A 19,147-nucleotide genomic window follows, 5' to 3' on the forward strand; every position below is an offset into this window, starting at 1 on the left:
CGAGGCGGGCCGTCAGGCCCGACGAGCGCCCCTCCGACAAAAGAGTGCCCGCATGACCGCCCCCGCCATCGAACTGAAGGGCATTTCCAAGTCCTTCGGCCCCGTCCAGGCCAACAAGGACATCTCGATCCGCGTCCGGCCGGGCACGATCCACGGTATCATCGGCGAGAACGGCGCGGGGAAATCCACCCTGATGTCGATCCTCTACGGCTTCTACAAGGCCGACTCGGGCGAGATCTGGATCAACGGCAATGAAACCCAGATCCCCGACAGCCAGGCCGCCATCGCCGCCGGCATCGGCATGGTGTTCCAGCATTTCAAGCTGGTCGAGAATTTCACCGTCCTTGAAAACGTGATCCTCGGCGCCGAGGACAGCGGGCTGCTGAAGCCCTCGCTGGCCCGCGCCCGCAAGTCGCTTCTGAACCTCGCGCAGGAATACGGGCTGAACGTCGATCCCGACGCCCGTATCGACGAGATCGGCGTCGGCATGCAGCAGCGTGTCGAGATCCTCAAGGCGCTCTACCGCGAGGCGCAGATCCTGATCCTGGACGAGCCCACCGGCGTGCTCACGCCCGCCGAGGCCGATCAGCTCTTCCGGATCCTTCACAGGCTGCGCGAAGAGGGCAAGACGATCATCCTCATCACCCACAAGCTGCGCGAGATCATGGAGGCGACCGACGAAGTCTCTGTCATGCGGCGCGGCGAGATGGTGGCGACCCGCACGACCTCGCAGACCACGCCCGAGGAGCTGGCCGAGCTGATGGTCGGCCGCAAGGTGCTGCTGCGCGTCGACAAGGCCCCGGCCCAGCCCGGCGGCAAGGTGCTGGAGATCCGCAACCTGCATGTCCGCGACGAGAAGGGCGTGGAACGGGTCAAGGGCATCAACCTCTCGGTCCGCGCCGGGGAAATCCTGGGCATCGCCGGGGTCGCCGGCAACGGCCAATCCGAGCTTCTCGAGGTTCTGGGCGGCATGCGCCCCGGCACCGGAGAGGTCCTGCTGAACGGCCAGCCGGTCGAACTGGTCGGCGCCAACGGCCGCGCGATCCGCGACAAGGGCATCGCCCACGTGCCCGAGGACCGCCAGCGCGAAGGGCTGATCATGGATTTCCACGCCTGGGAAAACGTGGCCTTCGGCTATCATCACGACCCCGCCTACAACCGCGGCCTGCTGATGGACAACGCCGCACTGCGCGCCGACACCGAACGCAAGATCGAAAAGTTCGATATCCGCCCCGCCGATGGCTGGCTCTCGGCCAAGAACTTCTCGGGCGGGAACCAGCAGAAGATCGTCGTCGCCCGCGAGATCGAGCGCAATCCCGACCTGCTGCTTGTCGGTCAGCCCACCCGGGGCGTCGACATCGGCGCGATCGAGTTCATCCACAAGCAGATCGTCGCCCTGCGCGACGCCGGCAAGGCCGTGCTGCTGGTCTCGGTCGAGCTGGAGGAGATCTTTTCGCTCTCCGACCGGATCGCGGTGATGTTCGACGGCCACGTCATGGGCGAACGCCTGCCCGACCAGACCGACGAGAAAGAGCTGGGCCTGCTGATGGCCGGTGTCTCCGGGCCCCGCGAGGCCACGGCATGACCCGCCTCTGCCCGCGCGCCGGAGCCGCCTGCCTGTCCCTGACCGTCGCGGCCCCCGTGCCGCACCCGGGCACGACCAACCTGGAGACCGCCTGACATGGACAAGATGCCCCACTGGGCCGACGTCATCCTGATTCCGCTGATCTCGCTGATCCTGGCCGCGTTCCTGTCGGCGCTGGTCATCCTGGCCATCGGCGAGAACCCGGTCGAAGCGCTGCAACTCATGGTCCAGGGCTCGCTCGGCTCCACCTACGGCTGGGGCTACACGCTTTATTACGCGACCAATTTCATGTTCACCGGCCTCGCCGTGGCCGTCGCCTTCCACGCCCGCATGTTCAACATCGGCGGCGAGGGGCAGGCCATGCTCGGCGGGCTCGGCGTCGCGCTGGTCTGCCTCTACGTCCCCTGGCCGCACTGGACCATCGCGCTGGTCTTCGCCATCGCCGCCTCCGCCGCCTTCGGCGCGCTCTGGGCGATGATCCCCGCCTACCTGCAGGCCGCGCGCGGCAGCCACATCGTGATCACCACGATCATGTTCAACTTCATCGCCTCCGCCTTCCTGAACTACATGCTGGTCAACGTGATGCGCCCCGCCGGCTCCATGGACCCGGCCACCGAACGCTTCCCCGAGGCCGTCAACCTGCCCACCCTGCACGAGATGCTGCTGCCCTTCGGCATCCAGTTCTCCAAGGCCGCGCCGGTCAACTTCAGCCTCGTCATCGCCATTCTCGCCTGCATCCTGGTCTGGGTCCTGATCTGGCGCACCCGCCTGGGCTACGAGATCCGCGCCTACGGCCATTCGGAACCCGGCGCGCTCTATGCCGGGATCTCGCCCTTCAAGATCATCATGATCTCCATGCTAATCTCCGGCGGGCTGGCCGGCATGATGGCGATCAACAACGTCATGGGCGAGGCCGAGCGCCTGGTCCTCAACGCCACCGAGGGCGCGGGTTTCATCGGCATCGCCGTGGCGCTCATGGGCCGCAGCCATCCCTTCGGCGTCTTCCTCGCCGCGATCCTCTTCGGCTTCCTCTACCAGGGCGGCGCGGAACTGGCGCTCTGGACGAACATCCCGCGTGAGCTGATCGTGGTGATCCAGGCGCTGGTGATCATGCTGACCGGCGCGCTGGACAACATGGTGCGGATGCCGCTTGAAAAACTTTTCCTGTCGATGCGCAAGGGACGGGCCTGATGGATTTTATCACCCTCATCCAGGTCCTGGATTCCACGATCCGCCTGACCACGCCGCTTCTGCTGGCCTGCCTCGCCGGGCTCTATTCCGAACGCGCCGGCATCTTCGACATCGGGCTGGAGGGCAAGATGCTGGCCTCGGCCTTCCTGTCGGCGGCCATCGCCTATGTCTCGGGCTCGGTCTGGCTGGGCCTGCTGGCGGGCATCGCCGCCTCGGTGCTGCTTTCGGCGCTGCATGGCCTCGCCTCGATCACCTTCCGGGGCAATCAGCTGATCTCGGGCCTCGCGGTCACCATGCTGGCCCAGGGCTTCACCGTTCTGGTCGCCCAGGACTGGTTCCAGCAGGGCGGCCGCACGCCCTCGCTGACCGGCGCAGGCCGCTTCACCGGCATCACCCTGCCCTTCGCCGACGCGCTTGAACCCGTCCCGGTCATCGGCCCGATCTATGCCGAGCTCATCTCGGGCCATTCGATCCTGGTCTACCTGGCCTTCGCCATGGTGCCGCTGACCTGGTGGATCCTGTTCCGCACCCGCTTCGGCCTGCGCCTGCGCGCCGTGGGCGAAAACCCCGCCGCGGTCGACACCGCCGGGATCTCGGTCACCGGGCTGCGCTATGCCGCCGTGCTGATCTGCGGCGTGCTCTGCGGCATCGCCGGCGCCTACCTGTCCACGGCGCTGCAGGCCGGCTTCGTCAAGGACATGACCGCGGGGCGCGGCTACATCGCGCTGGCCGCCCTGATCTTCGCCAAGTGGCGGCCCTGGCACGCGCTCTGGTCCTGCCTGCTGTTCGGCCTGCTCCAGGCGGTGGCGCTGCGCTTCCAGAACATCGACCTGGGCGGGATCGTGATCCCGGTGCAGGTGATGGATGCCCTGCCCTACATCCTGACGGTCGTGATCCTGGCCGGCTTCGTCGGCAAGGCGATCCCGCCGCGCGCGGGTGGCGAACCCTATGTCAAGGAACGCTGACCAGGCTCTTCCCGCCGATGTGAAACCCGATGGCGCGCCTTGCGCGCCATACCCGCTTGCCCCTCCTTGCGGGGGGGATTTATTGTAGGGTCATGCAAGTCTATCTCCCCATCGCCGAGGTCTCGGTCAACGCGTTCCTGATCCTCGGCCTTGGCGGGCTGGTGGGCGTCCTTTCGGGCATGTTCGGGGTCGGTGGCGGGTTTCTCGCCACGCCGATGCTGTTCTTCATCGGCATCCCCCCGGCGGTCGCGGTGGCGACACAGGCGAATCAGATCGTCGCCTCCTCCGTCTCGGGGCTGCTTGCACATTTCCGAAGACGCACGGTGGATTTCCGGATGGGCACCGTGCTGCTGGTGGGCGGACTCGTCGGGTCCGGCTCCGGCATCTACATCTTCAACTACATGAAAAGCCTGGGCCAGGTGGACCTGCTGGTACAGCTCTCCTATGTGGTCTTCCTTGGCATCGTCGGCGCGCTGATGTTCGTCGAAAGCCTGAACGCGATCCGCCGCGCGAAAAAGGTCGGGCCCCAGCCGCGCCGCGACCGCCGGCACAAAAGCTGGATCTACGCGATGCCGGTCAAGATGCGGTTCCGCACGTCCGGGCTCTACATCTCGGTGATCCCGCCGCTGCTGGTCGGCGGGCTGGTGGGCGTGCTCTCGGCGATCATGGGGGTCGGCGGCGGCTTTGTCATGGTGCCGGCGATGATCTACCTGCTGAACATGCCGACCAAGGTGGTGGTGGGCACCTCGCTCTTCCAGATCACCTTCGTCGCCGCCTTCACCACGATGCTGCATGCCACGACGAACTACACCGTCGATGCGGTTCTGGCCCTGCTGCTGCTGGTCGGCGGCGTGGTCGGCGCGCAGTTCGGCACCCAGATCGGCCTGCGGCTCAAGGCCGAACAACTGCGCATCCTACTGGCCAGCCTCGTTCTTGCGGTCTGCGGCAAGCTCGCGCTGGACCTGCTTCTGAAACCGGCGGAGATCTACTCGCTGAACCCGGTGCTGAACTGATGCGCTGGCTGGCGCTGATCCCGCTGCTGCTGCTTGTGCCCCTGTCCACCCGGGCCGAAGAGGTCGTGCTGGGCCTGTCGAGCGACAAGGTCTCGATCACCACCAGTTTCGACGGCTCCGACCTGCTGATCTTCGGCGCGGTCAAGCGCGAGGCCCCCATCGTCGAGGATCCGCCGATCGAAGTGGTGATCACAGTCTCGGGCCCGTTCGAGCCGGTGATGGTCCGGCGCAAGGACCGGCGTGCGGGCATCTGGGTCAACACCGACGCGGTCGAGGTCGATCTCGCGCCCAGCTTCTACGCCGTCGCCTCCTCCGGCCCTCTCGACGAGGTGCTGAGCGCGACCGAGAACCTGCGCCACAACGTGACGATCAACCGCGCGATCCGCCTGGTCGGCGCCCCGCCCAGCATCACCGACGCCTACAACTTCACCGAGGCGCTGGTGCGGATCCGCACCCGCTCGGACCTCTATCAACGGCTGGAAGGCGCGGTGGCGGTGGACGAACACACGCTGTTCCGCACCTCGATCTCGATGCCCGCGAACCTGACCGAAGGGTCCTATGTCACGCGGATCTTCCTGACCCGCAGCGGCAACGTGGTCTCGCAATACGAGACGCTGATCGACGTGCAGAAGGTCGGGCTGGAACGCTGGATATTCGAGCTCTCGCGCGAACAGCCGATGGTCTACGGCCTGCTCTCGCTGTTCATCGCGGTGGCGGCGGGATGGGGCGCGTCCGCCGGGTTCGCCCTGCTGCGACGGTAACGCGGGCGGGGCGGCCGATGGTCTCCGCCCTGCCCTCGCCGTTCATCGCGGTCGCGGCGGGATGGGGCGCGTCCGCCGGGTTCGCCCTGCTGCGACGGTAGCGCGGGCGGGGCGGCCGATGGTCTCCGCCCTGCCCTCGCCGTTCATCGCGGTCGCGGCGGGATGGGGCGCGACCGCCGGGGTCGCTCAGCTGCGAAAGTAGCGCAGGCGGGGCCGCCGATGGTCTGCGCCCTGCCCTCGCCGTTCTTCGCGGTGGCGGCGGAATGGGGCGCGCCCGCCGGGGTCGCCCTGCTGCGAAAGTCGCGCGGGCGGAGAGGCTGCGCCGGAGTATTTTTCCAAAGGTGAAACCAGGGGCGTGGCGCGCAAATCCCTAACGCACCGTTAAAACGCCGCTGTAACCCCTTGATTTCCAAAGGGCGGCCAAGTGTCCCACGCGTGGGACACGCTCCACGCCCTGTCTTCTTCTTGGTCCCAAATACCTCCCGCCGGAGGCGTCCGCACTCTCCCCCGGCGCCACGAACCGATCAGGGACGCCATGCCCGCAGCCGCACCACGGCCGGACCCTTCGCGCGCCGTCCCCTGCTTCATCTTTGCCCAAATACCTCATTCCCCGGCCCCAGCCTGGCGCCGTCAGAACAGAAGAAGGCGCCCCGGGATCAGCCCCGGCCGATATAGGGCATCTTTGTCGCCATGACGGTCATGAACTGGACATTCGCCTCCAGCGGCAGGCCCGCCATGTAAAGAAGCGCGTCGGTGACGTTCTTCACGTCCATCGACGGATCCGGCTCCTGCCCCGCGGCAATGGCCCGCTCGTGCTGCTCGGCCACCATGTCGGTGCGGGCGTTGCCGATGTCGATCTGCCCGCAGGCGATGTCGAACGGCCGCCCGTCAAGGCTCAGCGTCCGGGTCAGCCCGGTGACGGCATGCTTGGTCGCGGTATAGCTGACCGACCCGTCGCGCGGCACATGGGCCGAGATCGAGCCGTTGTTCACGATGCGCCCGCCCTGCGGATCCTGCCGCCGCATGTGTTTGAAGGCCTGCCGCGCGCAGAGGAACATGCCGGTGAGGTTCACGTTCACCACCTGCAGCCAGCTCTCCACCGGCACCTCGTCGATCGGGCCGGCATGGCCGAACATGCCCGCATTGTTGAACAGCATGTCCAGCCGCCCGGTCTGTTCGACGAAACCGTCGAAGGCCTGTTCCACCGCGTCAGGATCGGTCACGTCGCAGGGCAGGACGACGGCGCGGTCCTGGCCCTGCGCCACCGCCTCGAGCCGGTCGGCACGGCGGGCGATCAGGCCGACGGTCCAGCCCGCATCGAGAAAGGCGCGCGCGGTGGCCTCGCCGATGCCGGAGCTTGCCCCGGTGATGATGATGGTGCTCATGGTTCCTCCCCTTCCAGTTCAAGTGCCGCTGCAGGCGCGGCGCGCAGGTCTTCGGTGCTCAGTGGCATCGTCGGTTTTGCCAGCCGGTTGCGGACCACCCAGATCAGCCGCTCCTGTGCGCGGGTGATCGCGACATAGGCCAGCCGTTTCCACAGCGGCTGCCCCGCCTCCACCCGCCCTGTCCGCGCGGCGGCAAAAAGGTCGGGGGCGAAGACCTGAACGGTGTCCCATTGCGAGCCCTGCGCCTTGTGGATCGTCACCGCCGCGCCGTGCAGGAAGGTCGCGCCCATGCGGGCGGCGAAGGGGATGAAGGGCTCTTCCTCTTCCGGCTTCTCGATCTTCACGATCGACGCGGCAGAGACCTGCGGATCCTCGGCGCCGATCACGTGCAGCCGCGAAAACCCCGGCTTGCGCCCGGGACCAAGATAGACCACCTGCGCCCCCTTGATCAGGCCCCGCGCCTCGAGATCCAACCGGCGCTTGCGGTGTTTCAGGGGCAGTTCGATCCCGTCGCAGATCAGCGGCTCGCCGGGCAGGAGCGCATCCTCGGGCGCGCCATAGACCGTGCGGAAGGCGTTGATCAGGCGGATCCGGGTGACATTGCGCCAGACCAGCACGGGCGAGCGCGCCATCAGGTCGACCTCCACCCGCTGGCCCCAGACGACGCGGTCGTCCTGGCGGGATTTCTCCTCGACCATGCGTTCGAAATCCTCGAAGCGCAGGTCCGGGTCGGCCAGCGCATGGGCGAGGTCGAGGATCGGGTTGTCGGCCTCCTGCCGGTGAATGCGCGAGAGCATCAGCTTGCGCGGCTCGGGCAGCGCGTCAAAGACCATGGAGCCGGACTGGTTCACCGGGGCCAGCTGCGCGGGATCGCCGAACAGGAGGAGGGTCGGGAAGATCTCTTTCAGATCCTCGAACTGGCGGTCGTCGAGCATCGAACTTTCATCGACGAATCCGATGTCCAGCGGGCCTTCGCGCCGCTTCCAGCCGGTGATGAAATCGGACCCGCGCAGCCCGATCGCGGCCAGCGTGCCGGGGATGGACTTGTTCGCCTTGTAAAGCGCGGCGGCGCGGTCGAGCGTTTCGTCCGAGAGGTCCTCGATCACGGGGCGCTCCTCGACGCTGCCGGCCAGCCAGTCGGCGAGCTTTTCGTATTCCGGATCATAGACGGGCGTGTAGAGGATGCGGTGGATCGTGGTGGCCGGCACCCCGCGCAGGCGCAGGACCGAGGCCGCCTTGTTGGTGGGCGCCAGGATCGCCAGCGTGCGGCGGTCGGACTTGCGGCGGCTTTCGTAATCGCCGGAGACGACCTCGACCCCCGCCTCGGCCAGGGCCTTGTAGAGTTCAGCCAGAAGGAGGGTCTTGCCCGATCCGGCCTTGCCGATCACGGCGGCGACGCCGGCGCCGTCGGATCTGGGCGGGATCAGCAGGCCATCGTCGAGGTTGACGCCGGCCTTGCGCAGCATCTCGGTGACGCTGTCGTAAGCCGTGGCCTGGTCGTCGGAAAAGGTAAGCGCGGGGACCGTCATGGCGCGACCATAAGGCCGCGCCTGCACGGGCGCCAGATGGGCTCAGGCGGTTTTGGCGAACATCGGGCGGACAGGGCCGCCGAAATCGCGATCGAACCAGCGGCGCGACATCGTGGGCGAGACCCGGGCGCGGACCGCGACCTTCGATTGCGCCGCTTCGGAGAATTCCCAGAGCCCGACCGAGATTTCGTCCCGGCCTTCGCCCCGGCTGCCGAGGATTTCGGGGCAGGAGCCGATGGCGCGGTAGATGCGGCGCATGCGGGCGTCGAAGACACCGACGAAATGGCGGATGCCGAAGCCGGTCATGACCTCTCCGCCGCCGAGCATGAGGGCCGCGGCGACATTGGATTTCGCGTCCTTGGACAGGCAGAAGCGGGTGCATTCCCAGATCAATGGCGAGACGACGGCGCCCCCGCCCATGATGTCGCTGAAGACATCGTTGACCATGGTGGGGCCGGTGGTGGGCAGGAAACGCATGGAGCCGCCATGGCTGCCGTCGTCGTTCTGCCAGATAACGTAGAGCGGATCGAGCGCGTCATATGCGTCGCGTTCCTCGCCCGCGTCGTTCACCTGGACAGGCCAGCCCAGGCGATCGCGGAACTGGCAGGTGCGGTCGCGGAACATGGAGCGGGCGAGTGCGGGATGCTTGTGAAGGTCGTGAGCATAGATGTAGCGCAGCATTGGATGTCCCCTTCGTCGTGCGATGGGGAAAGCCTGCGTTGATCTTGGTTAAGATCGCCTCGGACCGGCGGTCTTGGTGTTAACTGTTTCGGGCGCAACACCCCCTCGCCCGCCCTGGCAGGCGGTCTCGGTCCCCGGGGACAGGGGGCGGGTCAGACCATGATCAGCCCCCGGGCCAGCGCCCGGGCGACGGCATGGGTGGTGTTCATCGCACCCAGCTTGAACCGGGCGCTTTCGATATAGACCCGCAGCGTGTGTTCCGAGATCGACAGAGTCTCGGCGGTCTGCGCGCGGCTGTAGCCCATGGCCAGCAGGGTCATCGCATCGACCTCGCGGGGCGACAGGGTCTGGGCCGCCTCGGGCTGCCGGTTGGGTTCGAATTCCAGAGCCTTCCGGTTGAAGTAGTGGGCGATCAGGATCAGATCGCGGCTGTGGGCGGCGGTGAAGGCGGACCAGACATCATCGTCGCAATCGTGGCTGACGGTGAAGAGCGCGAATTGCCCGTTCGGCCCCCGGATCGGCACGGAAAACCCCTGGTTGCCGACCCCGTATGCCCGCGCCTCCTGCAGGAAGGCGCGCGCCGCCTTGCCCGTCCAGTCCAGCCGCTTCCAGTCCACCGGGTGAAACCGCTGGTAGCAGCCGATGATCACCGGATCGATGCGGATGTAATTCTGCTGCAGGTATCGCTCACGCCAGGCGTTCGCATAGGTGCCGCAGCCATATTGTTCGCCGGCGCTGTCGACCCAGTGATAGACCACGTGATTGATCCCGTAGAGATCGCGGATCTCCTCGGTGGCCCGTTGAAGTCCCTCAAGCTCGCTGGTGTCGTCCAGCGCCTCGAGAATCCTGTTCAGGTCGTCCTGTCGCGTTATCTTGGAGCCGTCCACGCGCATTCTCCGCCTGGGACGCAATCTCGGCCGCCGCGATGAGAGTGGCATCATCCAGTTGCTCGGCCAGGTTTGTCATTCCGTTGGCCGTGGCAAAGGATTTCAGGTCGGCGAGAACGTCCAGTATCCAATCGTTCTGCATGGTCATGCTCGCTCCTAGAGAGTTAATGAGTGCTTAACACAACCATAGCATGCGCCCTTGTGTTAGGACATTCGCGGGTTTTTTCTCCCCAGATCTGGTGAGGGGGGGCCGGGCCAAGGTCTTGAAATGCGGCGACCGTGCTTTGAAACGCAAACCGCCCGCTCTGTCGAGCGGGCGATTCGGGCAGTTATCCACAGGGCCGGGTCAGCGGCGGCCGGCTTCCAGCGCGTCCTCGAAGGTGCGCAGTCCGGTCCGCGGCGCCTGAACCAGGACCGACATGTTGCCCGGCAGATGCTCGTTGCGTCGCATCTTCATGTGGGCGGCCGGAAGCTCCTTCCACTCGAAGACCTCGGACATGCAGGGGTCCAGCCGGCGTTCCAGCATCAGCTTGTTGGCCGCGGCCGCCTGCTTGAGATGGGCGAAATGCGACCCCTGCACCCTCTTCTGGTGCATCCAGAGATAGCGGACATCGAAGGTGCAGTTGAAGCCGGTGGTGCCGGCGCAGATGACAACCATGCCGCCCTTCTTCACCACGAAGGTGGAGACCGGGAAGGTCGATTCACCGGGGTGTTCGAAGACGATGTCGACGTTGTTGCCCTTGCCGGTGATGTCCCAGATCGCCTTGCCGAAGCTGCGCGCCTCCTTGAACCACGTCGCGTATTCCGGCGTGTTCACGGTGGGCAGCTGGCCCCAGCAGTCGAAATCCTTGCGGTTCAGCACGCCCTTGGCGCCCAGGCTCATGACGAAGTCGCGCTTTGTCTCGTCCGAGATCACGCCGATCGCATTCGCCCCCGCAGTGTTCACCAGCTGGATCGCATAGGAGCCAAGGCCCCCCGAGGCGCCCCAGACCAGCACATTCATGCCCGGCTTCAGCTCGTGCGGCGGGTGGCCGAAGAGCATCCGGTAGGCGGTGGCCAGTGTCAGCGTATAGCAGGCGGCCTCTTCCCAGGTCAGGTGCTTGGGCCGTGGCATGAGCTGCTGCGCCTGGACGCGGGTGAACTGGCTGAAGGACCCGTCCGGGGTTTCATAGCCCCAGATCCGCTGGCTGGGTGAATACATCGGGTCGCCGCCGTTGCATTCCTCGTCATCGCCGTCGTCCTGGTTGCAGTGGATGACGACCTCATCCCCGACCTTCCAGGTCTTCACGTTTGAACCGACGGCCCAGACGATGCCCGACGCATCGGAGCCCGCGACATGATAGGGCGCGCCATGTCCGTCAAAGGGCGAGATCGGCTGACCAAGCGCGGCCCAGACACCGTTGTAATTGATCCCGGCCGCCATCACGAGGACCAGCACGTCGTGGCTGTCGAGCTCGGGCACGTCGACGACCTCTTCCATCATGGCCGTGTCCGGTTCGCCGTGGCGCTCCTTGCGGATCGCCCATGCGTACATCTTCTTGGGCACGAAGCCCATCGGGGGCATCTCCCCCATCTCGTACAGGTCCTTCTCCGGCGCCTCGTATTGGGCAATGCCGCTTTCGGTATCCAATGCCATTAGAGCCTCCTGATCCTCAGCCATGTCGTGCCGCGCCGCAGAAGGCGCTGGTCAGAACGTGACCTAGAAATATCCGCGCAATATTGCAACACCAAATCTATCTGTTTTGTAATTTTATGACCCAGCAGGTGCAGAAAAAGCCTTCGCGCCTGCGGCATCCGCCCGGATATGCCCTGAGATGCGTCGGATTGGGGTCAAGAGGACGGTTGTGAACGCCACACCGACGCCAATCCGCCGACGCCGCATTGCAGCGAATTGACAAGGACTGATACTTTCGGTTTAGACGGACGAAACGCAAGATTATTTCCCCATTTGACCTGAGGGACCCTGTCATGACCGAGACCCCAAAAGACCGCCCCTGGCTGATCCGCACCTATGCGGGCCATTCCACCGCCCAGGCATCGAACGCGCTTTACCGAAGCAACCTGGCCAAGGGGCAGACCGGCCTGTCGGTGGCCTTCGATCTGCCGACCCAGACGGGATACGACAGCGATCACGTGCTGGCCCGTGGCGAAGTCGGCAAGGTCGGCGTGCCGGTCTGCCACCTGGGCGACATGCGGGTGCTGTTCGACCAGATCCCCCTGGACCAGATGAACACCTCGATGACGATCAATGCCACGGCCCCCTGGCTGCTGGCGCTTTACATTGCGGTGGCCGAGGAACAGGGCGCGGATATCGCGACCCTGCAGGGCACGGTGCAAAACGACCTGATCAAGGAATACCTGTCGCGCGGCACCTACATCTGCCCGCCAAAGCCATCCCTTCGGATGATTGCGGACGTCGCCGAGTATTGTTATGCCCACGTACCGAAGTGGAATCCGATGAACGTCTGCTCCTACCATTTGCAGGAAGCAGGCGCGACTCCGGAACAGGAACTGGCCTTTGCCCTTGCGACGGGACAGGCCGTTTTGGACGAGCTGCAACCAAGGGTTGCAGACGCCGATTTTCCGCGACTTGTCAGTCGTATTTCATTCTTCGTTAACGCGGGTATCCGGTTTGTGACCGAAATGTGCAAGATGCGCGCATTTGTGGATCTTTGGGACGAGATTTGTGAAACGCGTTACGGTGTGACTGATCCCCGGTATCGCCGGTTTCGTTATGGTGTCCAGGTCAATTCTCTTGGACTGACAGAACAACAGCCGGAAAACAACGTTTACCGTATATTAATTGAAATGCTGGCTGTCACTCTTTCAAAGAAGGCCAGAGCCCGCGCCGTGCAATTGCCGGCCTGGAACGAAGCGCTCGGCCTGCCCCGTCCCTGGGATCAGCAATGGTCGATGCGCATGCAGCAGATCCTCGCCTACGAGACAGACCTGCTGGAGTACGAGGATCTCTTCGACGGCAATCCCGCGGTGGACCGCAAGGTGGAGGCGCTGAAAGACGGCGCCCGCGCCGAACTGGCCAATCTCGATTCAATGGGCGGCGCGGTTGCCGCGATCGACTACATGAAGTCCCGGCTGGTAGAGTCGAATGCCGAACGGCTGAACCGGATCGAAGCCGGGGAAACAGTTGTGGTCGGCGTCAATCGCTTTACCACGTCCGAGCCTTCTCCGCTTATGACCGAGGGCGGCGATATCATGGTCGTCAATCCCGAGGTCGAACAGGAACAGATTGATAGACTGAATGCCTGGCGCGCGGAGCGGGACGAGGAAAAGGTGATCAAAGCCTTGGAATCCCTTCGCAAAGCCGCCGCATCCGGGGCCAATATCATGCCACCTTCGATTGCCGCAGCAAAGGCGGGTGTGACAACCGGGGAATGGGCCGAAGAGATGCGGCGGGCCCACGGCACCTATCGCGGCCCGACCGGCGTATCGCGTGGCGTGTCCAACAAGACCGAGGGTCTGGACGACTTGCGCGAGATGGTCGACACGGTCAGCGACAGGCTTGGGCGCCGGCTGAATTTCATGGTTGGCAAGCCCGGCCTCGACGGCCATTCCAATGGCGCGGAGCAGATTGCCTTCCGCGCGCGCGACTGTGGAATGGACATTACCTACGACGGGATTCGCCTCACGCCGGCGGAAATCGTGGCCGATCTGAAGGAAAAAGACAGCCACGTGCTTGGTCTTTCAATTCTTTCCGGCAGTCATTTGCCCTTGGTTCACGAGGTCATGACGCTAATGCGCGACAGCGGACTGGGTCATATTCCCGTGATCGTCGGGGGCATTATTCCGGACAAGGATGCCGATGCGCTGCGGGCCGGGGGAGTCGCCAAAGTCTACACACCAAAAGATTTCGAGCTGAATTCGATAATGATGGACATCGTCAGGCTCGCGGATCCGGCATCAGTGGCTGCAGAATAGTAAATACAGCGCGGGGAATTTGATGCTAAGGAGCGTCAATTCTCCGCCACGTCATCTTGTAAAAAAAGGATTGGTGCCTATTTTCTTCTCCCCGAAATAATCTATGATTACAAACTCGATGGGGATAAAAAGGAGAAAAAATGCCTATTGACCTGACCTCCATGACGAGCAAGGAACTGGAAGATCTTCGGAGCCAGGTGGACCTTGCATTGCGCGATGCGGTCGTCCGTGAGAAAGCCCAAGCCCGGCAAGCCGCCGAAAAGGCAGCTGCAGAATTTGGATTTTCCTTGTCCGATGTTTTGAACGGAGGCCCCGACGGGTCCCGTCGCAAATCGGATGACAAGCCGGTCTCGCCGCCGAAATACCGCAATCCCGACGATCCGACCCAGACCTGGACGGGCCGCGGGCGCAAACCCGGCTGGTTCAATGACGCACTGGCCAATGGGGCTGCTCCGGAAGACATGGAAATCTGACGCAGACCTCTGAAAGAGCCACTGCCGGAGATGTTCGGCAGTCACGGCCAGGAATGGCCGGGTCCGCTCCGCTCGGCCATTCACCCGAAATCGGATCCGAACCAAGTGCTCAGCAACGAAACCCGGCTTTGCGCCGGGTTTCCTGTTTTAAGGGGGCCGGTGTTCGGGCCCGATCCTTTCTCGCCCCGATCCTTTCTCATTGTCTTCCCCGACGCGACCGGCCTTTGCCGCCATCCGGGCTTGACGCCACCGCCACATTGGAAAACCTGATCCGGACCGATTGCGGCCCGCCGGCCCCGATCCGCGAAGACAAGAAAGGAATTCTTCCGTGACCATCCATATCGGCGCCGCCGCCGGAGACATTGCCGAAACCGTCCTGATGCCGGGCGACCCCTACCGCGCCCGCTGGGCGGCCGAAACCTTTCTGAAGGCGCCGAAACTGGTCAACGAGGTGCGCGGGATGCTGGGCTATACCGGCACGTGGAACGGCCACCGGGTTACGATCCAGGGCTCGGGCATGGGGATGCCGTCGCTGTCGATCTACGTGAACGAGCTGATCCGCGATTACGGCGCCAAGACCCTGATCCGCATCGGCTCCTGCGGGGGGATGCAGGAACATGTGAACCTGCGTGACGTGATCGTCGCCATGACCGCGACCAGCGTCAGCACACCGTCGCTGGGGATTTTCCGCGAGTTGAACTTCGCCCCCTCCGCCGACTGGTCGCTGCTGCGCGCCGCCGTCGCCGCGGCCGAGTCGAAGGGCACGCCGACCCATGTGGGCGGGATTTATTCGTCGGATGTCTTCTATGACGAACGGCCCGACCTGAACGAGCAGATGGTGCGCCACGGGATCCTGGGCGTCGAGATGGAAGCGGCCGAGCTCTACACCCTCGCCCTGCGCCACGGCTGCCGCGCGCTGGCCGTGCTGACCGTGTCCGACCACCTGCTGACCGGCGAAGCGCTGCCCTCGGAAGACCGCGAGAAGAGCTTTGGCGACATGGTCGAGATCGCCCTGAGCGCCGCCTTCGCCTGAGCCCTAGCGGCCGTGAGACCGGTCGTAGCCGCTGACCTGCGGCTGCGCCCAGCCCGCAAGCGCGCCGTCCGAGGGCGCGAAGACCTCGACCAGCAGCGGGTGACAGGCGGCGGTATCGCTGGAATGCTCGGCCGAGCAATCGCCGCCCGGGCAGGCGCTGAGCGCGCCGAGCAGGTCGATCTCCGCGAAGAACTCCAGGTGATCGCCGGGGCGCACCGGGCTGGCCTTCATGAAATACTGGCCCGTGTCCCGCGTGAAGCCGGTGCACATGAAGACGTTCAGCACGTCATGCACATGGGGCTCGGCCTCGGCCACGGAACAGCCAAGGTGGTCGGCCAGGGCGCGGGTCAGGTTGGAATGGCAGCAATGGTGATATTGCGTGCCGGCCAGCAGGTTGCCGGTATAGGGATCGCAGCGGGTGCCGATCACGTCGTGCACGCTGCCCCCGAAGGCGTCGATCCCGTACCAGTCCAGCGTATCCTCGACGATCGTGGCCATGGGACGCAGATGCGGGAAGGCGGACCACATCCGCTCGCCCGTCGTCAGGTGCGTGCCATGCAGGGCGCGGGTCTTGCCGGAATAGAAGCGTCCGGAAAGATCGGCCGCGTTCCACAGGTTCAGGTCACCGACCTGCGGACCCTCGACCGAGGAAATGCGAAAGAATTGCCCTGCCGTGACGGTGAAGGTGGCGGCGTCTCTCGGGGCGACCAGCACCTCCGAGATCTTCTGCGCTGTCTTCCGTGCCGTGCGATACAGGTCCAGATCGGGCCGCGGGAGCGTCCGCGTCGGGTAGCATATCACCGGCGCGACGGCACGGCGTTGCTCTGCATCTGCGGGGGGCGGGTACATGGGGATCGTCCTGGCTGCTGCGGGAAAGCGGTGGACGATCAGGTTAGCCCTGCATGCGACCGGGCGCCAGAGGGGCGGCCTTCGGCTGATCGGGTCAAGGGAGAAATCCGGGGGTCGGCGTCCAATGACAGGGCCAGACACCTGCCCGGCGACAATCGGACAAGAGGACAGTGAGGCCACCGGCAGCCCGCGTCGCAGGTGCGACCGCGCTGCCGGGTCAGCTCAGCCCCATCAGGCCGCCGCGTAGTACTCGAAGAGATCGGGCTCTTCGTCGTTCTGCACGATGGCCGGCTCGGGCGAATAATAGGCCCAGGCCTCGTTCAGGATATCGAGCGCGTGTTGCACTTCGACGGCGGGCGCGGCCTGGGCCGCTTGCGTGTTCGACAGATCCATCAGGAACTCCGTAACTGTCAGAGCTCCTCCCTGCCCCGCTATCTAGGTGCTCGCCGGGGTCGGGTCACCCGACAATGCTGCATTGCAGGCATTCACTTGCCGCAATGCAGCATTATCCCGATATGGCCTTACAGCACCACCACGTCGAGCGGCGGGAAGCCGTTGAACCCGACCGAGGCATAGCTGGACGTGTAGGCGCCGCAGTTGCGGATCACGACACGATCGCCGGCGGTCAGGCCGACAGGCAGCTGCACCGGGGTCTTTTCGTAGAGCACATCGGCGCTGTCGCAGGACGGGCCGGCCAGGACACAGGGGCCGGTGGCCTCGTGGTCACGGTCGGTCGCGCACTGGTAGCGGATCGCCTCGTCGATGGTTTCGGCCAGGCCCGAGAACTTGCCGATGTCCAGATAGACCCAGCGGTGCAGGTCACTGTCCGACTTGCGCGAGACCAGCATGACCTCGGCCGCGATGGCGCCGGCATTGGCGACCATGCCGCGGCCCGGCTCTGCCATGACCTCGACATCGCCGAAGCGGTCGCGCACCATCGAGATGACGCTGGCCGCATAGGGCGTGGGGGCCTCGATGACTTCGCCGTAGAAGGCCGGGAAGCCGCCACCGATGTTCAGCAGGTGCAGGTCATGCCCGGCCGCGCGGGCGGCCTCCCAGGTGCCGGCCACCTCGTCCAGCGTCGGCGCCCACATCGAGGCGCGACGGGTCTGAGAGCCGACATGGAAGCTGAAACCCACCGGCTCCAGGCCCAGGTCGACGGCACGGTCGAGCAGCTCCAGAGCCATGGCGCGGTCGCAACCGAACTTGCGGCTGAGCGGCCAGTCGGCTTCCGACGCCTCGACGATCAGGCGGATGTAGACCTGTGCACCGGGGGCATGGGCGGCGATCTTCGCCAGCTCTTCATCGGAATCCGCGGCGAACAGGGTCACGCCGGCGCGGTGAGCGAAGGCGATGTCGGACGCCCGTTTCACGGTGTTGCCGAAGGAGATATGCGATGCGGGCGCGCCGCGCGACAGGCAAAGCTCGATCTCGCCACGGCTGGCCGCGTCGAAATGGCTGCCAAGCGCGACAAGCGTGTCGATGATTTCCGGGGCCGGGTTGGCCTTCACGGCATAGTGGATCCGGGCGTGGCCCAGGCCGGCCTGCAGCGCGTGGAAATTGTCGGTGACCACGTCGGTGTCCAGAACAAGGGTCGGACGCTCGAAGCTGTTGAGTTCGATGAACGCTTCGACGCGGGACAGATCGCGCGCGCGATCGCGCACCGAGAATTCGGTTACATAGGCGGTCATGGGCATCTCCAGTAGACCCAGCCCGGGAAGGGGCCAAAATTCCAAGGGAGACGTTACCGTCGCTACGTAACCATTGGCCTTGGGGTCATGCCCTGGGGCCCTGGGACAGAGGCGCGTGCGTTGGCGTCACTGTTCGCGCATATCGGGCAAGATGCAGAGTCGATCAAGGGGGAAATTGCGCGAGCTTTCAAAAAATTGCGCGCGCTGGTCCGGGGCCCACAGCGGCGCGATCGTGCTTACGGACGACGGCCCGGGAAAAGATGAGCCCCGCGCCCTTGGTCCGGCCCGGCTGCCGCGCCAGTCTAGGAACGCGAAAGGCCGCCGGCTGGTCCCGCCGACGGCCTTTTTCGATTGCGCGGAGGTCTGGCTCAGACGACCCGTTCCACCATCATCTTCTTGATCTCGGCGATCGCCTTGGCCGGGTTCAGCCCCTTGGGGCAGGTCTTGGCGCAGTTCATGATCGTGTGGCAACGGTACAGCTTGAAGGGATCCTCCAGCTCGTCCAGACGCTCGCCCGTGGCCTCGTCGCGGCTGTCGATGATCCAGCGGTAGGCGTGCAGCAGTGCGGCGGGGCCAAGGTAGCGATCGCCGTTCCACCAATAGCTGGGGCACGAGGTCGAGCACGAGGCGCACATCACGCATTCATACAGCCCGTCGAGCTTCTTGCGATCCTCGATGGATTGCTTCCACTCTTTCGCGGGGCGGTTCGTCTTGGTTTCCAGCCACGGCATGATCGACGCATGCTGGGCGTAGAAATGGGTCAGGTCGGGGATCAGGTCCTTGACCACCGGCATGTGCGGCAGCGGGTAGATCTTCACGTCGCCCTTGATCTCGTCCAGGCCGTAGATGCAGGCCAGCGTGTTGATCCCGTCGATGTTCATCGCGCAGGACCCGCAGATGCCTTCGCGGCAGGACCGGCGGAAGGTCAGCGTCGGATCGATCTCGTTCTTGATCTTGATCAGCGCGTCCAGGACCATCGGCCCGCACTTGTCCATGTCGATGAAATAGGTATCGACCCGGGGGTTTTCACCATCGTCGGGGTTCCAGCGATAGATCTGGAACTTACGGACGTTCTTCGCGCCTTCCGGCTTGGGCCAGGTCTTGCCGGTGCGGATGCGCGAATTTTTCGGCAGCGTGAGTTCAACCATGTCTCGTCTCCTGGTGCGCG

The 19,147-nt window shown here is 64.9% G+C and carries 18 protein-coding genes; 8 read left to right on the forward strand and 10 right to left on the reverse strand.

The genetic code is table 11. The features are described from left to right. The first annotated feature begins 52 nt into the window (after nt 1-52). From ATO3_RS11540 to ATO3_RS11560, 5 genes are all read left to right on the forward strand, one after another. Nucleotides 53-1,585, forward strand: a complete 1,533-nt coding sequence (locus tag ATO3_RS11540; RefSeq protein WP_088650019.1) for an ABC transporter ATP-binding protein — start codon at nt 53-55, stop codon at nt 1,583-1,585. 96 nt (nt 1,586-1,681) lie between these two features. Next, entirely contained in the window at nt 1,682-2,776 is a 1,095-nt protein-coding gene (locus ATO3_RS11545) for an ABC transporter permease (RefSeq protein ID WP_088650020.1), read from the forward strand. Beyond that, nucleotides 2,776-3,741 carry an ABC transporter permease gene (locus tag ATO3_RS11550; protein WP_088650021.1) on the forward strand — a complete coding sequence of 322 codons (966 nt, stop codon included), beginning with the start codon at nt 2,776-2,778 and terminating at the stop codon, nt 3,739-3,741. Before ATO3_RS11545 ends, ATO3_RS11550 begins: the two co-directional genes overlap by 1 nt. Nucleotides 3,742-3,833: 92 nt before the next feature. Continuing rightward, on the forward strand, nt 3,834-4,754 hold the full coding sequence (locus tag ATO3_RS11555; protein WP_088650022.1) for a sulfite exporter TauE/SafE family protein: 921 nt from the start codon (nt 3,834-3,836) through the stop codon (nt 4,752-4,754). After that, on the forward strand, nt 4,754-5,515 hold the full coding sequence (locus ATO3_RS11560) for a TIGR02186 family protein (protein ID WP_088650023.1): 762 nt from the start codon (nt 4,754-4,756) through the stop codon (nt 5,513-5,515). The genes ATO3_RS11555 and ATO3_RS11560 overlap by 1 nt, the downstream gene beginning before the upstream one ends. Nucleotides 5,516-6,171: 656 nt before the next feature. On the opposite strand, the gene ATO3_RS11565 is transcribed toward ATO3_RS11560, so the two are convergent. From ATO3_RS11565 to ccrA, 6 genes are all read right to left on the reverse strand, one after another. Further along, nucleotides 6,172-6,900: an SDR family oxidoreductase gene (locus ATO3_RS11565; RefSeq protein ID WP_088650024.1), complete on the reverse strand. Its 729-nt coding sequence runs from the start codon at nt 6,898-6,900 to the stop codon at nt 6,172-6,174. Continuing rightward, nucleotides 6,897-8,429, reverse strand: a complete 1,533-nt coding sequence (locus ATO3_RS11570) for an AAA family ATPase (protein WP_088650025.1) — start codon at nt 8,427-8,429, stop codon at nt 6,897-6,899. The genes ATO3_RS11565 and ATO3_RS11570 overlap by 4 nt, the downstream gene beginning before the upstream one ends. Before the next feature lie 42 nt (nt 8,430-8,471). After that, a complete protein-coding gene (locus ATO3_RS11575; RefSeq protein ID WP_088650026.1) occupies nt 8,472-9,110 on the reverse strand; it encodes an acyl-homoserine-lactone synthase in 639 nt (212 codons plus the stop codon). A 152-nt stretch (nt 9,111-9,262) separates the two neighbouring features. Next, nucleotides 9,263-10,003, reverse strand: a complete 741-nt coding sequence (locus ATO3_RS11580; RefSeq protein WP_198963262.1) for a helix-turn-helix transcriptional regulator — start codon at nt 10,001-10,003, stop codon at nt 9,263-9,265. Then, complete coding sequence (locus tag ATO3_RS28815; RefSeq protein ID WP_158217951.1) at nt 9,921-10,145, reverse strand: hypothetical protein; 225 nt, start codon at nt 10,143-10,145, stop codon at nt 9,921-9,923. The genes ATO3_RS11580 and ATO3_RS28815 overlap by 83 nt, the downstream gene beginning before the upstream one ends. A gap of 198 nt (nt 10,146-10,343) precedes the next feature. Then, nucleotides 10,344-11,633, reverse strand: a complete 1,290-nt coding sequence (ccrA, locus tag ATO3_RS11585) for a crotonyl-CoA carboxylase/reductase (protein WP_088650027.1) — start codon at nt 11,631-11,633, stop codon at nt 10,344-10,346. 332 nt (nt 11,634-11,965) lie between these two features. On the opposite strand from ccrA, the gene ATO3_RS11590 reads away from it, so the two are divergent. From ATO3_RS11590 to deoD, 3 genes are all read left to right on the forward strand, one after another. Then, entirely contained in the window at nt 11,966-13,933 is a 1,968-nt protein-coding gene (locus ATO3_RS11590; RefSeq protein ID WP_088650028.1) for a protein meaA, read from the forward strand. Nucleotides 13,934-14,073: 140 nt separating this feature from the next. Beyond that, nucleotides 14,074-14,406, forward strand: a complete 333-nt coding sequence (locus ATO3_RS11595; RefSeq protein WP_088650029.1) for an H-NS histone family protein — start codon at nt 14,074-14,076, stop codon at nt 14,404-14,406. 328 nt (nt 14,407-14,734) lie between these two features. Next, nucleotides 14,735-15,439, forward strand: a complete 705-nt coding sequence (deoD, locus tag ATO3_RS11600; RefSeq protein WP_088650030.1) for a purine-nucleoside phosphorylase — start codon at nt 14,735-14,737, stop codon at nt 15,437-15,439. 3 nt (nt 15,440-15,442) lie between these two features. Here the strand turns inward: deoD and ATO3_RS11605 are convergent, their stop codons facing one another. The 4 genes from ATO3_RS11605 to ATO3_RS11615 form a co-directional block, all read right to left on the reverse strand. Further along, on the reverse strand, nt 15,443-16,288 hold the full coding sequence (locus ATO3_RS11605) for an urea carboxylase-associated family protein (protein WP_088650031.1): 846 nt from the start codon (nt 16,286-16,288) through the stop codon (nt 15,443-15,445). A 231-nt stretch (nt 16,289-16,519) separates the two neighbouring features. After that, complete coding sequence (locus tag ATO3_RS29005) at nt 16,520-16,681, reverse strand: hypothetical protein (protein ID WP_198963263.1); 162 nt, start codon at nt 16,679-16,681, stop codon at nt 16,520-16,522. Between the two features lie 128 nt (nt 16,682-16,809). Then, nucleotides 16,810-17,979, reverse strand: a complete 1,170-nt coding sequence (locus tag ATO3_RS11610; RefSeq protein ID WP_088650032.1) for a type III PLP-dependent enzyme — start codon at nt 17,977-17,979, stop codon at nt 16,810-16,812. A gap of 368 nt (nt 17,980-18,347) precedes the next feature. Next, the gene (locus ATO3_RS11615; RefSeq protein ID WP_088650033.1) at nt 18,348-19,127 is read right to left on the reverse strand and encodes a succinate dehydrogenase iron-sulfur subunit; all 780 of its coding nucleotides are present in this window, start codon (nt 19,125-19,127) and stop codon (nt 18,348-18,350) included. Nucleotides 19,128-19,147 lie beyond the last annotated feature (20 nt).

Source organism: Marinibacterium profundimaris, from assembly GCF_002210095.1.
GTDB classification, from domain to species: Bacteria; Pseudomonadota; Alphaproteobacteria; order Rhodobacterales; family Rhodobacteraceae; genus Marinibacterium; species Marinibacterium profundimaris.

Coding starts and splice junctions, on each gene's coding strand:
- ATO3_RS11560 (WP_088650023.1), top strand. CDS start 4,754: ATGCGCTGGCTGGCGCTGATCCCGCTGCTGCTGCTTGTGCCCCTGTCC.
- ATO3_RS11575 (WP_088650026.1), bottom strand. CDS start 9,110: ATGCTGCGCTACATCTATGCTCACGACCTTCACAAGCATCCCGCACTC.
- ATO3_RS28815 (WP_158217951.1), bottom strand. CDS start 10,145: ATGACCATGCAGAACGATTGGATACTGGACGTTCTCGCCGACCTGAAA.
- ATO3_RS11590 (WP_088650028.1), top strand. CDS start 11,966: ATGACCGAGACCCCAAAAGACCGCCCCTGGCTGATCCGCACCTATGCG.
- ATO3_RS11605 (WP_088650031.1), bottom strand. CDS start 16,288: ATGTACCCGCCCCCCGCAGATGCAGAGCAACGCCGTGCCGTCGCGCCG.
- ccrA (WP_088650027.1), bottom strand. CDS start 11,633: ATGGCATTGGATACCGAAAGCGGCATTGCCCAATACGAGGCGCCGGAG.
- ATO3_RS11555 (WP_088650022.1), top strand. CDS start 3,834: ATGCAAGTCTATCTCCCCATCGCCGAGGTCTCGGTCAACGCGTTCCTG.
- ATO3_RS11610 (WP_088650032.1), bottom strand. CDS start 17,979: ATGACCGCCTATGTAACCGAATTCTCGGTGCGCGATCGCGCGCGCGAT.
- ATO3_RS11565 (WP_088650024.1), bottom strand. CDS start 6,900: ATGAGCACCATCATCATCACCGGGGCAAGCTCCGGCATCGGCGAGGCC.
- ATO3_RS11595 (WP_088650029.1), top strand. CDS start 14,074: ATGCCTATTGACCTGACCTCCATGACGAGCAAGGAACTGGAAGATCTT.
- ATO3_RS11615 (WP_088650033.1), bottom strand. CDS start 19,127: ATGGTTGAACTCACGCTGCCGAAAAATTCGCGCATCCGCACCGGCAAG.
- ATO3_RS11540 (WP_088650019.1), top strand. CDS start 53: ATGACCGCCCCCGCCATCGAACTGAAGGGCATTTCCAAGTCCTTCGGC.
- ATO3_RS11570 (WP_088650025.1), bottom strand. CDS start 8,429: ATGACGGTCCCCGCGCTTACCTTTTCCGACGACCAGGCCACGGCTTAC.
- ATO3_RS11580 (WP_198963262.1), bottom strand. CDS start 10,003: ATGCGCGTGGACGGCTCCAAGATAACGCGACAGGACGACCTGAACAGG.
- ATO3_RS11545 (WP_088650020.1), top strand. CDS start 1,682: ATGGACAAGATGCCCCACTGGGCCGACGTCATCCTGATTCCGCTGATC.
- ATO3_RS11550 (WP_088650021.1), top strand. CDS start 2,776: ATGGATTTTATCACCCTCATCCAGGTCCTGGATTCCACGATCCGCCTG.
- ATO3_RS29005 (WP_198963263.1), bottom strand. CDS start 16,681: ATGGATCTGTCGAACACGCAAGCGGCCCAGGCCGCGCCCGCCGTCGAA.